20 protein-coding genes are annotated in these 22,084 nt (G+C 66.2%); 3 read left to right on the top strand and 17 right to left on the bottom strand.

Features of this window, described 5'->3' with window-relative positions; genetic code table 11:
- Nucleotides 1–23: 23 nt before the first annotated feature.
- Nucleotides 24–749: a pyridoxamine 5'-phosphate oxidase family protein gene (locus tag ACQR2C_RS02785; protein WP_434873233.1), complete on the bottom strand. Its 726-nt coding sequence runs from the start codon at nt 747–749 to the stop codon at nt 24–26.
- Between the two features lie 64 nt (nt 750–813).
- Here ACQR2C_RS02785 and ACQR2C_RS02780 point away from each other — a divergent pair, with 64 nt between their 5' ends.
- Nucleotides 814–2,262, top strand: a complete 1,449-nt coding sequence (locus ACQR2C_RS02780; RefSeq protein WP_434873232.1) for a PLP-dependent aminotransferase family protein — start codon at nt 814–816, stop codon at nt 2,260–2,262.
- A 737-nt stretch (nt 2,263–2,999) separates the two neighbouring features.
- On the opposite strand, the gene ACQR2C_RS02775 is transcribed toward ACQR2C_RS02780, so the two are convergent.
- The 16 genes from ACQR2C_RS02775 to dinB all read right to left on the bottom strand — a co-directional run bounded on the left by ACQR2C_RS02775 (nt 3,000) and on the right by dinB (nt 20,944).
- On the bottom strand, nt 3,000–3,578 hold the full coding sequence (locus ACQR2C_RS02775; protein ID WP_315802003.1) for a hypothetical protein: 579 nt from the start codon (nt 3,576–3,578) through the stop codon (nt 3,000–3,002).
- A 323-nt stretch (nt 3,579–3,901) separates the two neighbouring features.
- Nucleotides 3,902–4,696: a class II aldolase/adducin family protein gene (locus ACQR2C_RS02770; RefSeq protein WP_316183165.1), complete on the bottom strand. Its 795-nt coding sequence runs from the start codon at nt 4,694–4,696 to the stop codon at nt 3,902–3,904.
- 180 nt (nt 4,697–4,876) lie between these two features.
- The gene (gene garD / locus ACQR2C_RS02765; RefSeq protein WP_434873231.1) at nt 4,877–6,415 is read right to left on the bottom strand and encodes a galactarate dehydratase; all 1,539 of its coding nucleotides are present in this window, start codon (nt 6,413–6,415) and stop codon (nt 4,877–4,879) included.
- 294 nt (nt 6,416–6,709) lie between these two features.
- On the bottom strand, nt 6,710–8,158 hold the full coding sequence (locus ACQR2C_RS02760; RefSeq protein ID WP_434873230.1) for an aldehyde dehydrogenase family protein: 1,449 nt from the start codon (nt 8,156–8,158) through the stop codon (nt 6,710–6,712).
- Nucleotides 8,159–8,211: 53 nt separating this feature from the next.
- Nucleotides 8,212–9,567 carry a glucarate dehydratase gene (gudD, locus tag ACQR2C_RS02755; protein WP_434873229.1) on the bottom strand — a complete coding sequence of 452 codons (1,356 nt, stop codon included), beginning with the start codon at nt 9,565–9,567 and terminating at the stop codon, nt 8,212–8,214.
- Nucleotides 9,568–9,729: 162 nt separating this feature from the next.
- The gene (kdgD, locus tag ACQR2C_RS02750; RefSeq protein ID WP_434873228.1) at nt 9,730–10,671 is read right to left on the bottom strand and encodes a 5-dehydro-4-deoxyglucarate dehydratase; all 942 of its coding nucleotides are present in this window, start codon (nt 10,669–10,671) and stop codon (nt 9,730–9,732) included.
- A gap of 135 nt (nt 10,672–10,806) precedes the next feature.
- Nucleotides 10,807–11,709 (bottom strand): LysR substrate-binding domain-containing protein, encoded by a 903-nt coding sequence (locus tag ACQR2C_RS02745; protein WP_316236888.1) that lies wholly within the window; start codon nt 11,707–11,709, stop codon nt 10,807–10,809.
- 284 nt (nt 11,710–11,993) lie between these two features.
- Nucleotides 11,994–12,632: a DsbA family protein gene (locus tag ACQR2C_RS02740; protein ID WP_315802010.1), complete on the bottom strand. Its 639-nt coding sequence runs from the start codon at nt 12,630–12,632 to the stop codon at nt 11,994–11,996.
- The gene (locus ACQR2C_RS02735) at nt 12,629–14,743 is read right to left on the bottom strand and encodes a protein-disulfide reductase DsbD family protein (protein WP_434880376.1); all 2,115 of its coding nucleotides are present in this window, start codon (nt 14,741–14,743) and stop codon (nt 12,629–12,631) included. The genes ACQR2C_RS02740 and ACQR2C_RS02735 overlap by 4 nt, the downstream gene beginning before the upstream one ends.
- A 178-nt stretch (nt 14,744–14,921) precedes the next feature.
- Complete coding sequence (locus tag ACQR2C_RS02730; RefSeq protein WP_434880375.1) at nt 14,922–15,293, bottom strand: hypothetical protein; 372 nt, start codon at nt 15,291–15,293, stop codon at nt 14,922–14,924.
- 121 nt (nt 15,294–15,414) lie between these two features.
- Nucleotides 15,415–16,317, bottom strand: coding sequence for an MBL fold metallo-hydrolase (locus tag ACQR2C_RS02725; protein ID WP_434845719.1), 903 nt, complete (start codon nt 16,315–16,317; stop codon nt 15,415–15,417).
- Nucleotides 16,318–16,386: 69 nt separating this feature from the next.
- The gene (locus tag ACQR2C_RS02720; RefSeq protein WP_315802014.1) at nt 16,387–16,590 is read right to left on the bottom strand and encodes a YgaP family membrane protein; all 204 of its coding nucleotides are present in this window, start codon (nt 16,588–16,590) and stop codon (nt 16,387–16,389) included.
- 89 nt (nt 16,591–16,679) lie between these two features.
- Complete coding sequence (locus ACQR2C_RS02715) at nt 16,680–17,348, bottom strand: Crp/Fnr family transcriptional regulator (RefSeq protein WP_434880474.1); 669 nt, start codon at nt 17,346–17,348, stop codon at nt 16,680–16,682.
- Between the two features lie 116 nt (nt 17,349–17,464).
- Entirely contained in the window at nt 17,465–18,856 is a 1,392-nt protein-coding gene (gene chrA, locus ACQR2C_RS02710; RefSeq protein WP_315802015.1) for a chromate efflux transporter, read from the bottom strand.
- Nucleotides 18,853–19,674 carry a chromate resistance protein ChrB domain-containing protein gene (locus ACQR2C_RS02705; RefSeq protein WP_434880374.1) on the bottom strand — a complete coding sequence of 274 codons (822 nt, stop codon included), beginning with the start codon at nt 19,672–19,674 and terminating at the stop codon, nt 18,853–18,855. Before ACQR2C_RS02705 ends, chrA begins: the two co-directional genes overlap by 4 nt.
- 163 nt (nt 19,675–19,837) lie before the next feature.
- Nucleotides 19,838–20,944, bottom strand: a complete 1,107-nt coding sequence (gene dinB, locus ACQR2C_RS02700; RefSeq protein ID WP_434880373.1) for a DNA polymerase IV — start codon at nt 20,942–20,944, stop codon at nt 19,838–19,840.
- Here dinB and ACQR2C_RS02695 point away from each other — a divergent pair.
- Nucleotides 20,943–21,179, top strand: a complete 237-nt coding sequence (locus ACQR2C_RS02695; RefSeq protein WP_434880372.1) for a hypothetical protein — start codon at nt 20,943–20,945, stop codon at nt 21,177–21,179. The genes dinB and ACQR2C_RS02695 overlap by 2 nt on opposite strands.
- Entirely contained in the window at nt 21,179–22,084 is a 906-nt protein-coding gene (locus tag ACQR2C_RS02690; RefSeq protein ID WP_434880371.1) for a ribonuclease Z, read from the top strand. Before ACQR2C_RS02695 ends, ACQR2C_RS02690 begins: the two co-directional genes overlap by 1 nt.

Genomic DNA, 22,084 nt, shown 5'->3' with positions numbered 1-22,084 from the left:
GCCCGCCCTACACTTCCGTTATCTTAACTACCCGCCGGATAGCTCGCTGCATACGCCTCCGTCAGCGCCTCATCCAGCCGCCGCCCAGAGCTGAAACCTGACAGCGTTGCGGGACGGGTGACGCCCTCTAGCAATCGGCCATCGGGCTCCGGCGAGTCTATCAGGGTGTGGACCGGAATGCGCTCGGCATAGATAGGCAGCGCATAATCTTCCTCGTCATCGATGACGCCGGCGGCGCGGATCTTCGCCGATGCCTTCTCGATTTCCATGGTGATAACCGATGTCGCCTTGAGCTCCTGCTCAGTGGTCTGGCGCAGGCTCTCCGTGCGGCCGGGAAACAGGCGGTCGACCATCATCACCAGCGCGCGCTCCTTCTCCGCCTGATCCTCGATCAGCCGGGCATGGCCGAACGCCATCACCGAGCGGTAGTCGGCGGAATGGTGGAAGGCGCTGCGCGCCAGCACCAGCGCGTCGAGATGGGTGACGGTGAGACAGGCCGGCTGTCCTTCGGACTGGTTGCGCAGCATGCGGCTCGCGCTCGAGCCGTGCCAATACAGCGTCGTGCCCTCGCGCCAGAACAGCGTCGGCGTGCAATAGGGCTGGCCGTCGATGACATAGGACACGTGGCACAGCGTTGCGGAATCGAGCACGGCGTGGACCGTCGCATGATCATAGTGGGCGCGCTGATGCCGCCGCTTGACGCGGTTGGTGTCGTCGACGGGATAGCTCGGCATCTGTTGCTCGGACATCGTCAGTCTCCTGTTTCCGCCGACGTCATGCCATGGCAAAGTGGTTGCCGGGAGTTCCACTTCGATGCGAAAGCAATCAACCACTTCGCGGCGCCGCGACGACGTGCTGGCGCTGCCGATCCGGCTCGACCGCAGCATCCGCAGCCAGTCGCAGCAGGTGCATGGCGCGCTGCGCACCGGCATCGTCGATGGCCTGCTCGCCCCGGGTCTTCGTCTGCCCTCGACGCGCGGGCTCGCCGAGCAGCTCGGCGTCCGCCGCAACGCGATCGTCGCAGCCTATGAAGCGCTGCTGTCGGATGGCCTGGTCGAGGCGCGCCACGGCGCCGGCACCTATGTCGCGGCACGGCTGCCGGCGCCGCAGGTCGCCGCGCCGGTGGCCGAGCTGGACATCCGCATTCCGCCGCGCCGGCCGTTCGCGCTCGGCTGCACGCTGGTCGATCCCGTGCTGTTGCGGCGGCTCGCCGCGGCCAGCCGGCGCCGCATCGCCCACGCCGCGCCGGATGAGCTCGGCTATGGCGATCCGCGCGGCAGCCTGCATCTGCGCACGGAGGTCGCGCACTATCTTGCCGCCAATCGCGGCGTCCGCTGCGACCCGAGCTGCATCCTGATCGTGAGCGGCACCCAGCACGGCCTGCGGCTGTGCATCGACGCGCTGCTGGCACCGGGTGATCCCGTCTGGTTCGAGGACCCCGGCTACGTCGCCTCGCGCCACACGTTGAGCACGACCGGTGCGAAGCTGGTCCCGGTGCCCGTCGATAATGAAGGAATCATCGTGAGCTCGGGGGAGGCGGCGTACATGGCGGCCAAGGCTGCCTACGTGACGCCATCGCATCAGTTTCCGACCGGTGTTGCGATGAGCATGGCGCGGCGCATCGCGCTGCTCGACTGGGCGCGCAGGGCGGACGCCTACATCTTCGAGGACGACTACGACAGCGAGTACCGCTTTGCAGGTCCGCCGCTGACGGCGTTGGCCGGCATCGGCGGCGAGCGCGTGATCTATCTCGGCACCTTCGGCAAGACGCTGTTCGCGGGACTGCGGCTCGGCTATCTCGTGGTGCCGCCGGCGCTGGTCGCGCGGGTGGTCGCGGCGCGCGCGGCGCAGGACCGGTTTCCCCCGGCCTTCATGCAAGACGCGCTGGCCGACCTGATGGCCGACGGCGTGCTCGCGGCGCACATGCGGCGGATGCGCCCGCGCTACCGCCAGGCGCGCGATGTCGTCGCCGAAGCGCTCGCCAGGCACGGCAAGGGCAGCCTGCAACTGGCCGCGCCGTCGCAAGGGTTGCATCTGCTGGCGACCTTGCCGCCCGCAGCGCCGAAGGGCACGGCGAAATTGATCCGCGACCGCGCCGGCATCGAGTGCCGGCTGTTGTCCGATGCGCGGATCGTGCAGCGCGGACCTGACGGTTTCATCCTGGGCTATTCGGGCTTTGCGGCGAAGGATCTCGCCGATGCCGCCAGGCGGCTCGGGCGCGCCGCACAGGATCTCCTGGGCGCGGTTGCGCGCCCGCGCTGAGCGTCGCTTGTCGATGTTACGGGTGTGGCCGAGCCGGCACGTCGGGCAAATCAGCCCCGCTCTGAACGTCTGCGCGCCTGTGCAGAGGCCGCCGCCAGCGGTTGCGCGCAACAAGCCGTCGTAATTTTGTTCAATCCGTTCAACGGCCTCTCGATGCCTGGTCGCGCGCTCGCATTTTCCACTTTCGTTTTTTCGAAAATCATGCTTTGGTTGCGCATCCCGCCTCACCGCAGAGGGGCGTTGCGCGCGATCGTCACGACACGCGAGGCGGGGATGCGATGGCCGCGATCAAGCCGCAACGTGTCTTTGGATGCGTGGACGAACGGCGAGGCTGCGGACGTGAAGTCGCAGGGTCCTGACACCCCGACGCTGGTGTCCAGCGCAATGCGCGCAAGCGCATTGCGCCATGGTGGCCAACAAGCCCGGCGCACCAGGGAGACTGCGTATAAGCGTGAAGACCGTCGCGCAGGGAATGCCGGAGTGTACGGCTTTGCCTGTGGTACCTGCCGCCTGCATTTTTTTCGCAGGCGGGCCATGGGTGGGGCCTTCACCCGGCATTCCCTGCGCCCTTTGCACTTCGAAGGGGCGAGATGGATCGTAAGCCTCGGGCATCATCTGCCGCGAGAACGCGCCCTCATGTTAACGCGCCCTCATGTTCATGGCTGTTCGAGATGCGGATTGGAGCAGATGCGCGTCAGGCGACGCGGATGCGCGCGGTCGCCGCAATCGCTACGCGCTTATTCATAGGGATTGTGCTCGGCGTTCGTCATCGTCTGGCGCACCCGGCGCAAGGTGATGGGCGTGCCGTCGGAGACGAACACCAGCTCATAGGCGCGGCCGCTGTCGTCCTTGGCGGAGCAGGTCACGCTGGTGACCTTGAGCATCGCGAAATTGCCGACCTGACGGCACACGCCGGCCGAGCTCTTCGTGGCCGGCACCGGAATGCCATCGACCTTCGGACGATGCTTGGAGTTCAGCAGCATGCGGTCGATCGGCAATTCGTAGACGTTCTGAATCGACCTGCGGCCATTGACGCCGGAGAACGCGATGATGTGATTCTCGTCAGCGGGATCGTCGAGCGCGACGGTGAAATGAGCGCGTCCCTTCTCGCTGTGAAAGAACGCCACCGTCTTGCACGAATATTCGCGGCCATCGACCTTCGCGGTGCGGCAGGTGCCGGACATCAGCGCATAGAGATCGATGTCGGGCCGGTCCTCCGGCGCGCCCGCCACCGGCATCGGCTGCTGAGCCAGACATGGCGTCCCCAGGGAGAGCGCGAGCGCAAGGACGGCGAGGCGAGGAAAATGCAGGGGCATCCGCGGGGAGAGCCTCGAGGAATCGGGACGGCGCGAGAGGTCAAGCGATGTGTCAGCTTTGCGGCAAAAAGAGGTCGGAAGCAGCGCTGTGCACCTCCGATCGCACCCGTGCAGAGCCCGACGCTGAACCGCGCCGGTGGTCGTTCGATACCGCAAAAGCAATGGAAAGTTCCGGGACGCAAGCCCCATGGGATCGATACGGCCGGAACAACGGCCCAACACGACAACGACAGGGAGAAACCGATGACATTGTCACGTCGTGGCCCAACGCGTCACAGGATTCCGGGGCACCGCTGCGGTGAAATGATCTTCAACCTCCAGGACTACTTCGCCGACTGCACCTTCTGCTTCCAAAGCGCCCAGGCACGATCCATGATCACCATGTTGACGCCATCGGCCTTGGCAGCCTCCTCGGCGCTGAGATACGTCACCTCGGAGCCGAGCCCGAGTGCCTGCGCCTGCAGCTTCGCATTCACGTCGGTGTAATAGGCGCGGAACACGGCGGCCTTGACCGCAGGACCGACGGTGACGTCACCATGGCCGCGCATCAGCACCACGGACTTGTCGCCGAGCGCGGATGCGAGCGATTTGCCGATCGCATTATTGCGCACCAGCATGTCGGTGGCGCCGAACTCCTTGCCGATGTCCCACACCGGCGCGCCGTCGCCGAGGAAGGCGGCGTTGTGATACAGCGGCTTCAAGGGTGTATGGCTGACGCTGAACGGCACGACGCCCGGCGAATGGGTGTGCACGACGGCGTTGACGTCCGGACGGGCCTTGTAGATCTCGGCATGGATGAAGCGTTCGAGGAACACCGCACGGTTCTTCGCATCGACCGGCTCGCCATTCTCGTCGAACTCCATGATGTCGTTGGCCGTCACCTGCGCCGGCGCGATCGAGCGTGCCATCAGGAAGTGGTGCGGATTGGCGGGACTGCGCGCGCTGACATGGCCGAAGGCATCGACGACGCCGAGATCGGCGAGGATGCGGCTGCCGGTCGCGATGTCCTCGAGCAGCTCGCGCGGCACGCCGGGGATGGAGTCGTCGGCGCGGGAGGGGGTGGCGGAGAGAAGGAGGGCGGTGACCGCAAGGACGGCAAAGCGGCTGAAGCTCGACATCTGATTTTCCTTCCCGGCCTGCGTGATCCAGGCTCGTCGCTTCAACATACGCGTCATTGCGAGCGAAGCGAAGCAATCCAAAATAGTAGGCGGGACTCTGGATTGCTTCGCTCTGCTCGCAATGACGGGGACAGGTCTGAGCGAAATCATCGCCATATCAGGATGAGCGATGTTGCTCCCTCAGGTCACCGGAGCCGGATTGAACAGCGTCAGATCGTTGTGGATGCCCCAGCGGTCCGACCATGGCTTGGTGCGGCCGGAGGCGACGTCGAGGATCAGCTTGAACAGCTCCCAGCCGGTCTCCTCGATGGTCATCTCGCCGGTGGCGATGCGGCCGGCATCGAAGTCGATGAGGTCTTTCCAGCGCCGCGCGAGCTCGCTGCGGGTCGCGACCTTGATGACTGGGGCGGCGGCAAGGCCGTAAGGCGTGCCGCGGCCGGTGGTGAAGACCTGGAGGGTCATGCCGGAGGCGAGCTGCAAGGTGCCGCAGATGAAGTCGCTCGCCGGCGTCGCCGCGAACAGCATGCCCTTCTGCTTGGCCTTCTCGCCCGGCGCCAGCACGCCATGGATCGGACCGGAGCCCGACTTCACGATCGAGCCCAGCGACTTCTCGACGATGTTGGCGAGGCCGCCCTTCTTGTTGCCGGGCGTGGTGTTGGCGCTGCGATCGGCGCCACCGCGGGCGAGATAGGAGTCGTACCAGTCCATCTCGCGGATCAGCGCGCGGCCGACCTCCTCGTTGATGGCGCGGCGGGTGAGCAGCTGGATGGCATCGCGGACTTCCGTGACTTCCGAGAACATCACGGTCGCGCCGGCGCGCACCAGCAGGTCGGCGGCGAAGCCGACGGCGGGATTGGCGGTCACGCCGGAGAACGCGTCGCTGCCGCCGCATTGCAGGCCGATCACGAGATCGGACGCCGGGCAGGTCTCGCGCTTGCGCTTGTTGAGCTCGGCGAGGCGACGGTCGGCCTGGGTCATGATGGCGTCCACGATGGCGCCGAAGCCGTCGAAGGCTTCGTCCTGCATGCGCACGATGGAGTCTTCCGTGCCCTCCGGCAGCAGCCGCTCCGGCGCGAGCTTCTCGCAGCCGAGGCCGACGACCAGGATCTCGCCGCCAAAATTCGGGTTCAGTGCGAGGTTCTGCAGGGTTCGGATCGGCACCACGGCATCTGGCGCCGTGATCGCGACGCCGCAGCCATAGGCGTGGGTGAGCGCGACGACGTCATCGACATTTGGGTACTTCGGCAGCAGCTCGCTCTTGATGCGCTTGATCGCGAATTCGAGCGTACCCTTGACGCATTGGACCGAGGTCGAGATGCCGAGCACGTTGCGGGTGCCGACCGAGCCGTCGGCGTTGCGATAGCCCTCGAAGGTGTAGCCCTCGAGCGGTGGCAGCGGCGCCGGCACGGCGGTGGAGATTTCGAGCTGATCGAGCGCGGGAGCCTCGGGCATGTCGATGCGGGCTTCGTCGACCCATTCTCCGGCCGTGATCGGCGACTTGGCAGTGCCGATGATCTCGCCGTAACGCACGATGGGCGCGCCTTGCGCGATGTCGACCAGCGCGGTCTTGTGGCCCTGCGGGACGAAGGTCTTCAGCGTCAGGCCGTCGGGCAGCTTGGTGCCGGCAGGCAGGCCGAAATCGTTCACCACGATCGCGACATTGTCGCGCGCGTTGAGCTTGATGGTGCGGGGCTCCTGGGTCACGACCTGCTGGTTCATGCTGGCTCCGTTCTGATCTGTAGGGTGGGCAAAGCGAAGCGCGCCCACCGTCTTTCGTCTTGGTCGACTGTTGGTGGGCACGGCGCTGTCGCGCCTTTGCCTACCCTACAGCTCTCTCTTCACCTCTCCCGCAGGGAGAGGTCGGATTGCATCGGAGAAGCAATCCGGGTGAGGGGGGCTCGCCGCGGAGACTGTCCGTGCGGCTGCCCCTCACCCCAGCCCTCTCCCCGTAAGAACGGGGAGAGGGAGCAGACCGCCTCTGCCGCGATCTCATTCGCTCGCAATGATGAGGGCTCACACCGGGAAGGTGTAGGCCGTCTTCACCGTCGTGTAGAACTCGCGCGCGTAGGAGCCCTGCTCGCGGGCGCCGTAGCTCGAGCCCTTGCGGCCGCCGAACGGGACGTGGTAGTCGACGCCGGCGGTCGGCAGGTTGACCATCACCATGCCGGCCTCGCTGTTGCGCTTGAAATGCGAGGCGTATTTCAGGCTGGTGGTGCAGACACCCGCGGCGAGGCCGAACTCGGTGTCGTTCGAGATCGCCAGCGCCTCGTCGTAGTTCTTGGCGCGGATGACGCAGGCGACCGGTCCGAATATCTCCTCGCGGGCAATGCGCATGGTGTTGGTGGCCTCGGTGAACAGCGCCGGCTGCATGTAGAAGCCGGGGGTCTCGCGGTTCAGAAGCTCGCCGCCCCAGGTCAGCTTGGCGCCTTCGTCCTGGCCGATCTTGAGATAGCGCTGGTCCTGCTCGAGCTGATTGCCGTCGACCACCGGGCCGATATGGGTACCCTGCTTGACGGCGTCGTCGACGACGAGGCCCTTCAGACGTTCCGTCAGCGCTTCAACGAACTTGTCGTGAATGCCTTCGGTGACGATCAGGCGCGAGGAGGCCGTGCAGCGCTGACCGGTGGAGAAATAGGCGCCGTTGGCGGCGGCTTCGACCGCGACCTTGACGTCGGCATCGTCGAGCACGACGAGCGGATTCTTGCCACCCATTTCGAGCTGGAACTTCTTCATCGGGTTCGACAGCACGCAGGCCTGCGCGATCTTGCGCCCCGTCCCGACCGAGCCGGTGAAGGAGATGGCGGCGACGTCCGGGTGTTCGAGCAAGGTCTGGCCGACCACCGAGCCGGAGCCGACGACGAGATTGAACACGCCGGCGGGAAGGCCGGAGCGGGCGATGATCTCGGACAGCGCATGCGCGGAGCCGGGCACCAGCTCGGCCGGCTTGAACACCACCGTGTTGCCGTAGCAGAGCGCGGGCGCGATCTTCCAGGCGGGGATCGCGATCGGGAAATTCCAGGGCGTGATCATGCCGACGACGCCGACGGCCTCGCGGGTGATCTCGACGTCGAGACCCGGACGGACCGAGGCGCCCTTCTCGCCGGTCAGGCGCAGCGCCTCGCCGGCAAAGAACGCAAAGATCTGGCCGGCGCGGGCGACCTCGCCGATGCCCTCCGGCAGTGTCTTGCCTTCCTCGCGGGCGAGCAGGCGGCCGAGCTCTTCCTTGCGCGACAGGATCTCCGCCGAGATCTTGTTCAGCGCGTCGTAGCGTTCCTGCGGCGTCGAGCGCGACCAGGCGGGGAAGGCGGCCTTGGCGGCGGCGACCGCCTTTTCGGTCTGCGCCTTGTCGGCCTTGGCGTATTCGCCGACGACGTCGTTGGTGTTCGAGGGGTTGATGTTGCGGGTCACCCCGCTGCCGTCGACCCATTCGCCGGCGATGAAATTCTTGAGGATCGCGTTCATGTTGTTCTCCAGACTTTGCGCGATTGCTCGGACAATCTAACCGATCGCCGCCGTCATCGCACGAGACAGGGGCGCTTGTCGTCGAAGGTCCAGCCGGGGATCAGATACTGCATTGCGACGGCGTCGTCGCGTGCGCCGAGCCCGTGGCTCTTGTACAGCGCATGAGCCTTTTCGATGGCGTCGCGGTCAACCTCGATGCCGAGCCCGGGTTGCTCCGGCACCGCGATCTTGCCGGCCTTGATCTGCAGCGGCTGCCTGGTCAGCGCCTGGCCGTCCTGCCAGATCCAGTGGGTGTCGATCGCCGTGACCTTGCCCGGTGCGGCGGCCGCGACATGGGTGAACATCGCCAGCGAAATGTCGAAATGGTTGTTGGAGTGTGAACCCCAGGTCAGGCCATTGTCGCGGCAGGTCTGGGCGACGCGCACCGAGCCCTGCATGGTCCAGAAATGGGGATCGGCCAGGGGAATGTCGACCGCGCCGAGGCGCAGCGCATGACTGAGCTGCCGCCAGTCCGTGGCGATCATGTTGGTGGCGGTCGGCAGGCCGGTGGCGCGGCGGAATTCGGCCATGATCTCGCGGCCGGAGAAGCCGGCCTCGGCGCCGCAGGGATCCTCGGCATAGGCCAGGATGCCGTGCATGTGTTTGCACAGCCGGATCGCCTCATCCAGCGACCAGGCGCCGTTCGGGTCGAGCGTCACCCGCGCCTGCGGGAAGCGTTTGGCGATCGCGGTCACCGCCTCGATCTCGGCCTCGCCCTTGAGCACGCCGCCCTTCAGTTTGAAATCGACGAAGCCGTAGGCCTCGTGCGTCGCCTCGGCGAGCCGCACCACCGCTTCGGGCGTCATCGCCTCCTGGTGTCGCAGCGTATACCAGCCGTCCTTCTCGCCCTCGCCGGTGGCATAGGGCAGGTCGGTCTTCCTGCGGTCGCCGATGAAGAAGAGATAGCCGAGCGCCTCGACGGAAGCGCGCTGCTGGCCCTCGCCGAGCAGCGCCGCGACCGGGAGGCCGAGATGCTGGCCGAGCAGGTCGAGCAGTGCGGACTCGACTGCCGTGACCGCGTGGATCATCACGCGCAGATCGAACGTCTGCTTGCCGCGACCGCCGGCGTCGCGGTCCGCGAAAGTCGTGCGCATCGCGGCGAGGATCGTGTTGCAGGCGCCGATGCTCTGGCCCACGATCAGGCTCTTCGCATCCTCCAGCGTCCGCCGGATCTTCTCGCCGCCGGGCACCTCGCCGACGCCGGTGCGGCCGGAATTGTCGGCGAGGATGACGATGTTGCGGGTGAAGAACGGCCCGTGCGCGCCGCTGAGATTGAGGAGCATGCTGTCACGGCCGGCGACCGGAATGACCTCCATGCCGGTGACGACCGGCGCGCCGGAGATCCCGGTGCGGGTGGCGTCGTGACTCATGTGCTCCTCCTTTGTCGTCTCTCGTTCTTGGCGCCGCTTCCCCTCATGGTGAGGAGGCGCAGAGCGCCGTCTCCAACCATGAGGCCCCAGCCGTGGCCTCATCCTTCGAGACGCCTGCTGCGCAGGCTCCTCAAGATGAGGAGAAGCGTCGCAGCTTCGTCTTTACTCCGCCGCCTGGCTCACCGCCGTCGTCGGCAGCGCCTTCACCAGCGCGGTCAGCTCGGCCATCTCGGCTTCGGTCAGGTCGGTCAGCGGCAGGCGGACCGGGCCGGAATCGCGACCGATGATCTTCATGCCGGCCTTGATGATCGAGACCGCGTAGCCCTTCTTGCGGTTGCGTATCGCGATCAGCGGCAAAATGAAATCCTTCAATCCGGCAAGGATGGTGGCGTGGTCGCGCTTGCGCACTGCGGCATAGAAGTTCGTGGCGAATTCCGGCACGAAGTTGAACACCGCCGAGGAGTAGGTGGTCACGCCCATGTCGAGATAGGGCAGAGCGAAGGTCTCGGCCGTCGGCAGGCCGCCGATATAGGTCAGGCGGTCGCCCATCTTGCTGTAGACCCGGGTCATCAGTTCGATGTCGCCGATGCCGTCCTTGTAGCCGACCAGGTTCGGGCAGCGCTCGCACAGCCGCGCCAGCGTATCCGGCTGCAGGATGGCGTTGTCGCGGTTGTAGACGATGACGCCGATCTTGACCGACTTGCAGATCGCCTCGACATGGGCGGCGAGGCCGTCCTGCTCGGCATGCATCAGATAGGGCGGCAGCAGCAGGAGGCCGTCGGCGCCGGCCTTCTCGGCACCGATGGCGATCTCGCGGGCGATCGCGGTGCCATAGCCGGTGCCGGCGAGCACGGGCACGCGGCCCTTGGTCTCCTCGACCGCGACCCGCACGACTTCAGGCACCTCGGCAGATGTCAGCGAGAAGAACTCGCCGGTGCCGCCGGCGGCGAACAGGCCTGCGACCTCATAGCCGCACAGCCAGTCCATGTTGGCGCGATAGGTGGCCTCGTCGAACGAATAGTCGGCCTTGAACGGCGTCACGGGGAACGAGAGCAGGCCGCTGCCGATCTTCGCAGCCATTTCCGTCGGGGTCATCTTGCTCATCGCGCGGGTCCTTCACGAATGTCCTTGGGAACGGGGCGCGGCAGGCGCCGGCGCGCATTCCCCCGAGCGATGTCGTAGGACCAAGTTCGATGCCGGTCCAAGCCAATGACGGTATTGATTGATGTGGATCGGGTATCAATCCTCGACTGGCTTGACGGCGAGATTGCCGGCTAGATCGACCAGTGCCGGCAGCAGCGGATTGTCGTGCTCGCGCCGCCAGACCAGGAACAGCTCGGCCGGCGTCGGGTTGCGCAGCTTCAGCGGCCGCAGCCGGACATCGGCGATCTTCAGGCTGGAGGCCGCTTCGGGCACGATCGCAAGCCCGAGGCCGGCGCGCACCATCGCCAGGATGGAATGGATCTGGCTCAGATGCTGCACGTAGCGCGGCAGCACCTCGGCGCGCATGAACTGCGACACCAGGAGATCGTGGAAATAGCGCGCCTCGGTCTGCGAATACATGATGAAGTTCTGGCCGTCGAAATCACGGATCGACACGCTCTCGGCGGAGGCGAGACGATGGCGGCGCGGCAGCGCGGCGCAGAGCGGCTCGGCGACGACGCGGCGGGTGGCGAATTCGGGGCGCGCGATCGGCGGCCGCAGCAGGCCGGCGTCGATCTGGCCGGAGGCGAGCGCCTCGATCTGGTCGCCGGAGACCATCTCCTTCAGCGACAGATCGGCTTCTGGAAGCTCGCTGCGGCAGGCGGCGACCAGATCGGGCAGGAAGCTGTAGGCCGCGGCCGCGGTGAAGCCGATCTTGAGCGAGCCGCTCTTGCCGCTGGCAATGCGCTGCGCCACCTGGGCGGCGCTCTCGGCCATCTTCAGGATGCGCCGTGCCTCCGGCAGGAAGCTGCGGCCCGCCGGCGTCAGCTTCACCGAGCGGCTGGTGCGCTCGAGCAGCACCGCATCGATGATGTGCTCCAGCACCTGGATCTGCCGCGACAGCGGCGGCTGCGTCATGTTGAGCCGGATCGCGGCGCGGCCGAAATGCAGCTCCTCGGCCACGGTGACGAAGCAGCGCAGCTGGTTGAGGTCGAACATCGATGCATCCTCGGCATGGATCGGGCAGGCGATCTGGGCTTGGTAGCATCGATTTGGGGCAGTGGGAATGTCGGCGGGATCGGCGGCCGCGGCGACCGCCTCACTGATACCGAGATCGGCCTGACCGCGGTGGCCGACCGCATCAGGACCTCGCTCCATCGCGGAAAGCATCAGGGAGCCCCGCTGTCCCAGACGTCTGGAACGAGATCACCCTAACCCTTGCACCCTCCACTGAGCCGCACCTTGGGGGCGCGGCGTGTCCGTGGCGAGCGCCAGGGGCCCGCTCACTTGGCGGATGCAGCCGCGCGGGCATCCGCAATGGCCTGCTTGAAAGCCTGGGCATTGGGGACGCCGGGGATGCGGAAATGGCCGATGATGAAGGCCGGCGTGCCGCGGAAGCCGAGGCCCGTGGCCTGCTCGTGATTGCGCGCGAGCACGGCGTCGATGTCGGCGTGCTTGGCCGCGAGGTCGGCCTTGGCGCGGGCCAGATCGATTCCGGCGCCGCTGAGCGCCGCATCGACCTTGGCTTCCGACAGCTTATCGTGCAGCGAAATCAGCGCCTCGTGCGCCTCGGCGAACTTGTCCTGATATCTCGCCGCCAGGGTGAGGCGGGCCGCGTAGATCGAGGCGCCGCCGAAGATTGGCCAATCCTTGAAGACGAGCCGGACGTGACCGTCGTCGCGAACCACCTTGGCGAGCTCCGGGCTGATCTTGCGGCAATACGGGCACTGATAGTCGAAATACTCGACGATCGTGATGTCGCCCTCGGCGTTTCCGACAGCGGGGATGGCGGGATCGTGCAGGATGCGCGCTTCGCTCAGAATGTCGGTGTCGTCGTCCTCGGCGCGGGCCTGGATCGGCAGGATCGCCGTGGCGAGCAGCAGCAGCGTCGCGATCGATGCGGCGAAGGTCTTCGTGGTCATGTCTTGTCGTTCTCCTGATGAGGGGTGGTTGAGGCGGTGTCGATCGCGTCGAGCACGATCTGTGGAGTCAGTAGTTCGGGCAGCACGATGCCGGCGGGAGCGCCCGGGCCGAACACGGCGTTGAACGGCAGGCCGTAGCGGCCGAAGGATCGCAGATAGGTCGCGATCGCATCGCTGGGGGAGGTCCAGTCGCCCCTGACGGCAACGACACCCGACGCAAGGCGACCGCGCACGGCCGTGCTGTCGAGCACGAGCTTCTCGTTCACCTTGCAGGTGACGCACCAGCTGGCGCCGACATCGACGAAGACCGTGCGACCGGCGCGCACCTGTGCCGCGATCTCGGCGGGCACCAGCGGCTGCCAGGCGATTCCGGCCGGTCGGCTTCCGCCATCCGGCTGCTTAATGGAGGTGGCGGCGATCAGCGTTAGTCCGATCATGCCGGCGAGGCCGGTTCCAGCGATCGTTCGCCGCAACGGGAAACGGAGCGCCGCCATGATCAGCGTGGGGACCAGCAGCGCAGCGGCGAGGACGGCCGCAGTCGCCGGGCCACTGATGTCGGCGAGCACGGTCAGCAGCCATAGCGCGGTCGCCGCCATCGCGGCCGCTGCGACGGCGCGCAGCTTCAGCATCCAGCGACCGGGCCGCGGGAAGAGAGCGGCGAGGCCGGGCGCTGCGGCCAGACACAGATAGGGCGCTGCCATGCCGAGCCCGAGCGTGGTGAACACCAGCAGGATCTGCGGCGCGGCCTGCGACAGCGCAAAGGCGACGGCGGTGCCGACGAACGGCGCCGAGCACGGCGTGGCCAGCAGCGTCATGACGAAGCCGTTGATGGCATGACCTGCCATCGTCCTGTGGCTCGCGGCGTTGCCAAGGCGGCCGGCGATCCACCACGGCAGGCCGATCTCGAACAGGCCGAGCAGGTTGGCACCGAATGCGGCGAGCACGATGATCATCGCGATGAGGAAAGCTGGCTGCTGAAACTGCAGGCCCCAGCCGACTTCGGCGCCCGCGGCCTTGAGCGCGGAGAGGACGGTGGCAAGGGTCACGAATGAGGCGACGATGCCGGCCGCCGTCGCCAGGAATGCCCGGCGCGGCGAGGGCGCGCGTGCGGGATCGTGATCGACCAGCGAAACGAGCTTCAACGATAACACCGGAAACACGCATGGCATGAAGTTGAGGATGAAGCCGCCGAGCAGGGCCACGCCGAGCATGGCCCAGATCGATGCCGCCGAAGGACGCGGTGCCGCTGTGGCTGCTTTGGCCGCAGAAGCGCGAGCAGCTTGATCGGCATCAACCGGAAGCATGGCTTCGATCGATCGATCGCCATCGACCAGGGTGACCCGCAGACGTTGCACCGGACCGGCCTGATCGAGGCCTTGCACCGGTACGGTGATCCGGACGCCGCCGTCCGACATCGGGCTCACCTGGGGACGGCCGGCGGACACGGCGTCGTTCCCATCAAGGAAGACGTCGGGCGCGTGCAGTGGCGGCGTCGCATGCGCCTCGAGCTGCAGGTGCGGCTTTGGTTGCCGATCGATGCGCAACGCTGTGATGGAAAGCCCGGGCGCGCTCGCGCGCGGGACGCTCTGCCGCCATTCGTCGATCAGCGCCTGATCGTTCGGCCGGCGCGACACGGCGGGGATGTCGGCCTCGAGATGGGCCTCCTGCTGGGTGCAGATGACCGAGCAGACGAACAGCACGGTTTTCAGCGTGAGATGCGCGGGCGCCGCGCCATCCTCGAGCCGCACGCGCAACGGAAACAGCACGTGCTCGGCATAGCCGAACGTGTCGATATCCTGCTCGCTGAAGCGGCTCGGTGCCGGCCATTCGACGGTGACATCGGCGACGTTGCGCGAGCCGGTCCAGTCGAATTCGGGCGGCGCGCCGGCGTCGCCGGGCGAGCGCCAATAAGTGTGCCAGCCTGCATCCAGCCTGACATCCAGCCCGGCCCATGCCGCGGCCGGGCCGCCGTCTGCTCGCGTGACGTCGCCGACCAGCAGGCGCGTGTCGACGTTCGCCTGCGGTCGCAATTCGCCCGCGACTGCGGTCGTCGCCGCAAGATGGAGCAGGCCGAGCAGCCATGCGAGCCGGCCAAGATGACGGATGGACATGATGATCTCCCGCGCGCTGATCGTGCGTTGCGGTGGCAGTTGCGCTGCGCGACCCGGCGCAAGGCGCGCCTGGCAATGGGCACCTTAAGCCGACCTGCACGACGCACGATCGATGGTGGATATTCGTCCGCTCAAGTCACGACGTTACGCGGCCCGCGAGCCGACGACGACGGAAGGATCAGGCGTGGCGACAGGGGGGACGGTAGGGCGAGGACGCGTCGCATTGCGTCGTCAGCGCCTCGTCATAGGGGCGCCAGGACAGCGTCCGGGACGCGGCAACCGGCTGTGCCGCCCCACTGTCGCTCGCGGGGACGGCAGTCAGACCCGCCGCGGCAAACGGACACGTGTTGATCATGCCCGGCATGACGGCCTTCCTGCATGGCTTGGGCGCGCTGGTGGTCGTTCGGGACCATTGGTGCACACCGGCGCCGGCGTCGGCCGTTGCCACCTCGAAGGTTCCGAGCAGAGGCGCCAGACTCAAAACGAGCGCAATCAGCGCCGCCATCAGGCGGCGTGTCATCGCGGGCATCTCGAGCTCAGCACGTCTCATCGTGGATCATCTTCTCCAGTCTGGACTGGTCGCGCAGACCGACCGCTGTTGGCAACTGACATCTTCGTGACGCCGCGAACTTGCGGACAAACCCGCATCGGGTGAGCAAAGCGAGTGGTTCTCAAAGTACGTTGATCGGTACCTTCAGGAATGTCTTTCCCGTCGCGTCCGCCGGAGGCAGATGTCCGGCGCGGATATTGACCTGCAGCGATGGAATGATCAGGCGCGGCATGCCGAGCGTCTTGTCGCGGGCCTCGCGGAGCGCGACGAACTCGCTCTCGGTCATTCCGTCTCTGGCGTGGATGTTGTGGAGCCGCTCCTCGCCGACGGTCGTTTCCCAGCGCACCGCGCGGTCGTTGGGGGCATAGTCGTGACACATGAACAGCCGGGTCTCGCGCGGCAGCGTCTCAAGGATCTTCCGGATCGAGCGGTACAGCGTGCGCGCATTGCCGCCTGGAAAGTCGGCCCGCGCCGTTCCCCCGTCCGGCATGAACAAGGTGTCGCCGACGAAAGCGGCATCGCCCATCACATGTGTGGCACAGGCCGGCGTATGGCCGGGCGTGTGCATCACGAAGGCCGTCATCTGTCCCACCTGATAGGTGTCGCCATCCTTGAACAGCCGGTCGAACTGGCTGCCGTCGCGACGAAACTCCGTGCCCTCGTTGAAGACCTTGCCGAAGGTCTCCTGCACGGTCAGGATATGCTCGCCGATGCCGATCTTGCCGCCGAGCTTGTCCTGGATGTAGGGCGCAGCAGAGAGATGGTCGGCATGCGCATGCGTTTCGATCAGCCACTCCGGCCTGAGGCCGTTGATCTTCACGTAGTCGATCAGCATGTCGGCGGAGCGGGTGCTGATGCGGCCGGCCGCGTAGTCGATGTCGAGGACGGGATCGACGATCGCGCAGGACGGCGATGACGGATCCTTCACCACGTAGCTGATCGTGCTGGTGTCAGGATCGAAAAATCCGGCCACCTTCGGCTGCATGCGGAGATCGATTGGATAGGAATCGATTCGATAGGACATGGCTGCTGCTCCACGATTTGGCTCCGGGGCGGCATCGCCGCCCACGGCGCGTTTGTCGTCCTGCGCGGTCTAAGACATCGAATTGGATTTCGTTCCGCATGTATTGATGCCGAGCATCGCGTAGGGCGGGCACCAGCCGATCAGTGCGGTGCCGAGCGGGATCAGGCCCAGAAGGCCCCACAGGGTGTGCGGTCCTACGACCGTCAGACTGAGGATCGCCAGTCCGACGATGATCCTGAGCAGCCGGTCGATCTTGCCAATGTTCTGTGTCATGTCGCGCTCCCCTTTGGCTTGCGATGATGCAGACGATAGAGCGGGACACAGCGCGGGTATGTAACTAAGTCACCAAGAGACGCCGGTTCCTAGCCATGCTGGGCCAGGTGGACAAGCGCCGGTCTGTCGGTGATCTCGACGATTCCGCGAGCCATTCGCAACCAGCCGCGCCGCGCGAATTCATTGAGCTGCCGGCTGATGACCTCGCGTGCGCTGCCGAGCTCGTTGGCGAGCTCCTGATGCGTTGCAGCGATCTGCTGCTTTGTCCCCGCGAGATCCAGAAGCTTCTGCGCGAGCCGCACATCGATCCGCTCGAACGCGACTTCCTCGATGATGCGGAAGAGATTGGTGACGCGGCGGCTGAACGCGGTGAAGACGAACTGTCGGAATTCGCGCGAGCTGGCGATCAGCCGGTCGAACAGCGCGCGCGGGATCGCCACGGCACGGATCCGGGTCTCCGCGATCCCCTCGGCCTGGTATTCCTCGTAACCCATCAGGCAGGCCGTGGTCAGCGCGCAGCTTTCGCCTGCCTGGACGCGGTAGAGCACGATCTCGCGGCCGGACTCGGACGTCTGCTGCACGCGGATGGTCCCGTCCAGCAGCAGCAGAAAGGAATCCGGCGCCTGACCGGGGCCGAAAATCCGGCTGCCTTCCGGAAGCTCGACGATAAGGCTGGCCTCGCGCAACTGCGCGAAGATCTCCTCCGGCAGTTGTCGCAACGGCGGGAAAGCGAGCGTCCAGTCCTGCTTCGACGACATTACCACATCCGGCTGCGCCCCATCGGCATCGCCCAAATTTGCCACAGGACCGCGAGCGGGTCGAGCGATGGGACACGCCGGATCGGCGCTAGCGCGTCCAGCGGCCGTCACAGCGCTCAGATGGCGCCTGCAACGCGCATCAGCATGCCCGCGATGCACGAGGCGGCGAGGACGACGAGCATTCCCATGTTGAAGCGGAAGATGGCGGTCGCCGCCGCGATCGACAGGACGACGGCCGGCAGATCGATGCTCGCCGGCAGCGGCGCGTCGAATGACAGGCCGAATCCATGGATCGGAAAGGTTTCGCGAAACAGGGTGTGCAGCGCGAACCAGATCGAGAGATTGAGGATCACGCCGACGACGGCGGCCGTGATCGCCGAGAGCGCGCCGGCGAGCGCCTTGTTTCCCCGCAGCGCCTCGATGTAGGGGGCGCCGACGAAGATCCAGAGAAAGCAGGGCGCGAACGTCACCCACGTCGCCAGCAGTCCGCCCAGTGTGCCGGCGAGCATGGGAGACAGCCCGCTCGCCCCGCGGAACGCGGCCATGAAGCCCACGAACTGGACGACCATGATCAGGGGACCGGGAGTCGTCTCCGCCATGCCGAGGCCGTCGAGCATCTCGCGCGGAGCAACCCAGTGATAGTACTCCGCGGCCTGTTGCGCGACGTAGGCGAGCACGGCGTAGGCGCCGCCGAACGTCACCATCGCCATCTTGCTGAAGAAGATCGCGATCTGACCGAAGACGTCGTTCGGCCCGAGCAGGGTCAGCAGGGCGAAGACGGGGACGAGCCAGATCGCGAGCCAGACGGCCGCCACCCGCAGCGCGCGCGACGCGTTCGGACGGACGTGATCCGGCACGGCTTCGCCGAGCATGCTGTCGATGGCGCCGGCGTTCTTGCCGCCGTGCTCGAGGGCTGCGAACTCCGGCCGGCCGAGGCGGGCAGCGACGAAGCCGATGACTCCGGCGGCAATGATGATGGTCGGAAACGGCGCCCCGAAGAAGAAGATCGCGACGAACGCCGCCGCCGCCAGTCCGATCATGATCCGATTGCGTAGCGCGCGCTTGCCGACGCGGACCACGGCCTGGATCACGATCGCCAGCACCGCCGCCTTGAGGCCGAAGAACAAGGCGTCGACGACGCCGACATGGCCATAGGCCGCATAGATGTAGCTGAGGCCCATGATGGCGAAAATGCCCGGCAGGATGAAGAGCGTGCCCGCAACGATGCCGCCGGTGGTCCGATGCAGCAGCCAGCCAATATAGGTCGCAAGCTGCTGCGCCTCGGGTCCCGGCAGCAGCATGCAGTAGTTCAGCGCATGCAGGAAGCGGCTCTCCGAAATCCAGTTCTTCTCCTCGACGAGGATGCGATGCATGACCGCGATCTGGCCGGCGGGGCCGCCGAAACTCAGACAGGCCACCCGGATCCACACCAGAAGCGCGTCATTGAAGGAGATGCCATGGGTGTGCTCGGCCGCAACCGGTTTTCGCGATGCTGCGATGTCCGTCATGACTTCACCTTGCTGTTCGGCCAGTTGTGCGCCTCCTTGGTGGCGTCGCGGCACCAGCGGTAGAAGGCGTCGTAGAGCAGAAGCCCTGCGCTCAACTGCTCCAGATCGTCGTCGTACATTCGCGACAGCCCGAGTGAAGCCGCGAGCAGTCCGGGAGCCTCGGGAGACAGATCGAGCCGCGCCGTATCCGCGGCGCGCACGATCGTGGCGAGTCGCTCCAATGCCGGCGTCCGCAGGCCAAACTCTTCGACCATGACGTCGAAGGTGCAAAGTTCGCCGCGATGGCTCCAGAAGACGTTCTCGACGTCGAAGGCCGTGGCCTGGAAGCGCTCGGCGACCGCTTCCACCTCGGCCGGTGTCACGAACAGGAAGACCGCGGCGGGGTCGACGAAGCGGCGGATCAGCCATGGACAGGCGATGCGGTCGATCTTCGGACGTGATCGCGTGACCCAGACCGTGCGGCCGCGGCTGTCCCTCGCGGGAATCCTGTTCGCGGGCACAGTCGGGAGCTGCGCCTCCCTCCAGCTGACGTGTCCGCCGTCGAGGACCTCGGCCGCGATGTTGCTGCACCGGAGCCAGGCTGCGGTGCCTTCGCTGAGCTTCTTGCCTTTCTGACAGACCACGATGACGGATTGGCCGGTGAAGCTCGGCGCCCATTGCTGGACATCGAGATGCGAACGCCTGACGGCGCCGGGGATGAGGCGCGGGTCGGCGGCGAAATCCTCGTCGATACGCACGTCGACGAGCGCCGGCGCGGCCGCCGTGCCGATCAGTCGAGACAATTTTTCGGGTGAGATCGAAGTGTATGATGATGACATGCTGCGCCCTTGGTGACCAGGACGCGATTCTTGGGCATGTCGCCTCGCGGGGAGATCGCACATCCCCGTGCGGCAGAATAAAGCGCTCGGTTGTTCGGCTGTCAACCCGTCCCATTGCTGGAACGATCGGGGGCCGTCGCGATCGCTGTCGGGCCGACCCGCCTCAGATCAGCAGGGGAAGCTGGGCGTCCACGCCGGTGTCGTGCTGCTGCAAGGATGATAGCGAGACGCCGAGAAGGCGCACCGGCTTGGCCAGGGGCATCTCGTTCTGAAGGAGAGCGGCGGACAAGCGTGCCAGGTCCTCCCGGCTCGCGACCAGGTTGGCGACGGACCTGCTGCGCGTCATGATTTCGAAGTCCGCGAACTTGACCTTCAAGGTGACCGTCCGGCCTCGGTTGCCGCTGGCTTCGCAATGCTGCCAGACCTTGTCAATCAGCGGCTGCAGCTCCGCCAGCATCGGCTCGAAGTCGGTCAGGTCGGTCGAGAAGGTGTTTTCGGCGCCGACTGATTTGCGGATGCGATTGGCGCGGACCGGGCGATTGTCGATGCCGCGCGAGATCCAATAGTAGTGGTGGCCGGCCTTGCCGAAGTGCTGCTGGAGGAAGGGCAGGGTCTGATTGCGGATGTCGAGCCCGGTATGAATTCCGAGCGCGTTGAATTTCGCGGCGGTCGCCGGGCCGATGCCGTGAAACCTGCCGACCGGCAGCCCCTCCACGAAGGCCGGACCCATCTCCGGCGAGATGACGTATTGGCCATTGGGCTTGCGATGGTCCGAGGCCAGCTTGGCGAGGAACTTGTTGTAGGAGATTCCCGCGGAGGCATTGAGTCCGGTCTCGGCCTTGATCTTGGCCCGGATCTGCAAGGCGATGTCGCGTGCCAGCGGAATGCCTTGCAGATTTTCGGTGACGTCCAGATAGGCCTCGTCCAGCGACAAAGGCTCGATGACCGGCGTGTACTGGGCGAAGATGGCGCGGATCTGCTGGCTGATGGCCTTGTAGACCTCGAAGCGAGGCTTGACGAATATCAGGTCGTGACACTGGCGTTTTGCCGTCACCGACGGCATTGCCGAGCGCACGCCGTACGCCCGAGCCTCGTAGCTTGCGGCTGCCACGACACCGCGTTCGCGCGAGCCTCCCACGGCCACGGGCTTGCCGCGCAGCTCGGGATTGTCCCGCTGCTCGACCGACGCGTAGAATGCATCCATGTCGATGTGGATGATCTTGCGGGTTGCCGGCGGTGCGGCATCCTGTTCCGGACCGGAGCTTGGCATGGTCAAGCTCTATCAGAGCGAGGCGATGAAGTCTGCACAGCCGAGTGCTGGCTACCAGCAACGTCCCTTACAAGGACGGTGCAATGTCTATCGCCCTCGGCCTTTCATCGGCGACGACGGAAACACGCTCATGAGAAAAGGGATCGCCGACCGTGATCGAGACGAAGCAGCGCAGCCGGGACCTGTCGTCAAAGCCGCTCACGACGCTGCGACCATGGGCCTGAAGCGGCTGTGATGTTCGAGCTCACTTTCCTGGGGACCTCGGCGAGCGTTCCGTCGGCGGACCGCAACCATCCAGCCCTTCTCGTTCGAGCAGGCCGGCATCGTATTCTCGTCGATTGCGGCGAGGGGACCCAGCGTCAGCTGCTCCGCAGTGGGGCAGGCTTTCGCCGGCTCGATCGGATCCTGCTCACCCACGGCCATTTCGACCATGTCCTCGGCATTCCCGGACTGTTTTCCACCCTGCGGCTGCGCAGGAGCGCTGACACTATGCGCATACACGGCGGCCCCGACACGCTCGATGTGGTGGTCCGAATGCTCGCGGGGCTGTGGGGCGAGGGCCGCGCGCCGATCCCGCTCGAGCTCGTTCCGCTCGGGCGCGGGACGGTTCTCGATGCCGGCGAGTTTACGATCAACTGCTTTCCCGTCCGGCACCGCGACACCGACAGCTTCGGCTTCGAATTTGCAGGTCAAGTTCGCCGCCATCTGCTGCCAGACCGTCTGGCGGCGCTCGCGGTCCCTAATGGGCCCGTGCGGAAGGCATTGGCGGAGGGCCGGCCGGTCACGCTGGAGGACGGACGAACCATCGATCCGGAGGATGTTCTGGGGCCTCCGCAGGGACCGAAAAAGCTCGTCATCGTCGGCGATGCTGGAACGACCGAGGGTCTGCACGAGCATGTTCGCGACGCGGACATGCTCGTGATCGAGGCCACTTTTCTCCGGCGGGATTCGGCCATGGCTCGTGACTACGGCCACCTGACGGCCGCGGAGGCTGCCGGGCTCGCGGCGTCGAGCAACGTCGGGCAGCTTGTCCTGAACCACATCTCCGGCCGCTATCCCGACGAGGAGATCCTCGGCGAGGCGCGGGAGATTTTTACCAACAGCCATGTTGCGGTCGATTTCGATCAGCTGATGGTCTAG

Source organism: Bradyrhizobium sp. HKCCYLRH3061, assembly GCF_051168015.1.
Classification (GTDB): Bacteria; Pseudomonadota; Alphaproteobacteria; order Rhizobiales; family Xanthobacteraceae; genus Bradyrhizobium.
The sequence above is the reverse complement of the archived record's forward strand: the minus strand, read 5'-3'. Positions and strand labels throughout refer to the sequence as shown.

Bases quoted from the DNA above. Each gene is read 5' to 3' on its own strand.
- ACQR2C_RS02785 (WP_434873233.1), bottom strand. From the start codon at position 749: ATGTCCGAGCAACAGATGCCGAGCTATCCCGTCGACGACACCAACCGC.
- ACQR2C_RS02780 (WP_434873232.1), top strand. From the start codon at position 814: ATGCGAAAGCAATCAACCACTTCGCGGCGCCGCGACGACGTGCTGGCG.
- ACQR2C_RS02775 (WP_315802003.1), bottom strand. From the start codon at position 3,578: ATGCCCCTGCATTTTCCTCGCCTCGCCGTCCTTGCGCTCGCGCTCTCC.
- ACQR2C_RS02770 (WP_316183165.1), bottom strand. From the start codon at position 4,696: ATGTCGAGCTTCAGCCGCTTTGCCGTCCTTGCGGTCACCGCCCTCCTT.
- garD (WP_434873231.1), bottom strand. From the start codon at position 6,415: ATGAACCAGCAGGTCGTGACCCAGGAGCCCCGCACCATCAAGCTCAAC.
- ACQR2C_RS02760 (WP_434873230.1), bottom strand. From the start codon at position 8,158: ATGAACGCGATCCTCAAGAATTTCATCGCCGGCGAATGGGTCGACGGC.
- gudD (WP_434873229.1), bottom strand. From the start codon at position 9,567: ATGAGTCACGACGCCACCCGCACCGGGATCTCCGGCGCGCCGGTCGTC.
- kdgD (WP_434873228.1), bottom strand. From the start codon at position 10,671: ATGAGCAAGATGACCCCGACGGAAATGGCTGCGAAGATCGGCAGCGGC.
- ACQR2C_RS02745 (WP_316236888.1), bottom strand. From the start codon at position 11,709: ATGTTCGACCTCAACCAGCTGCGCTGCTTCGTCACCGTGGCCGAGGAG.
- ACQR2C_RS02740 (WP_315802010.1), bottom strand. From the start codon at position 12,632: ATGACCACGAAGACCTTCGCCGCATCGATCGCGACGCTGCTGCTGCTC.
- ACQR2C_RS02735 (WP_434880376.1), bottom strand. From the start codon at position 14,743: ATGTCCATCCGTCATCTTGGCCGGCTCGCATGGCTGCTCGGCCTGCTC.
- ACQR2C_RS02730 (WP_434880375.1), bottom strand. From the start codon at position 15,293: ATGAGACGTGCTGAGCTCGAGATGCCCGCGATGACACGCCGCCTGATG.
- ACQR2C_RS02725 (WP_434845719.1), bottom strand. From the start codon at position 16,317: ATGTCCTATCGAATCGATTCCTATCCAATCGATCTCCGCATGCAGCCG.
- ACQR2C_RS02720 (WP_315802014.1), bottom strand. From the start codon at position 16,590: ATGACACAGAACATTGGCAAGATCGACCGGCTGCTCAGGATCATCGTC.
- ACQR2C_RS02715 (WP_434880474.1), bottom strand. From the start codon at position 17,348: ATGTCGTCGAAGCAGGACTGGACGCTCGCTTTCCCGCCGTTGCGACAA.
- chrA (WP_315802015.1), bottom strand. From the start codon at position 18,856: ATGACGGACATCGCAGCATCGCGAAAACCGGTTGCGGCCGAGCACACC.
- ACQR2C_RS02705 (WP_434880374.1), bottom strand. From the start codon at position 19,674: ATGTCATCATCATACACTTCGATCTCACCCGAAAAATTGTCTCGACTG.
- ACQR2C_RS02695 (WP_434880372.1), top strand. From the start codon at position 20,943: ATGGTCAAGCTCTATCAGAGCGAGGCGATGAAGTCTGCACAGCCGAGT.
- dinB (WP_434880373.1), bottom strand. From the start codon at position 20,944: ATGCCAAGCTCCGGTCCGGAACAGGATGCCGCACCGCCGGCAACCCGC.
- ACQR2C_RS02690 (WP_434880371.1), top strand. From the start codon at position 21,179: ATGTTCGAGCTCACTTTCCTGGGGACCTCGGCGAGCGTTCCGTCGGCG.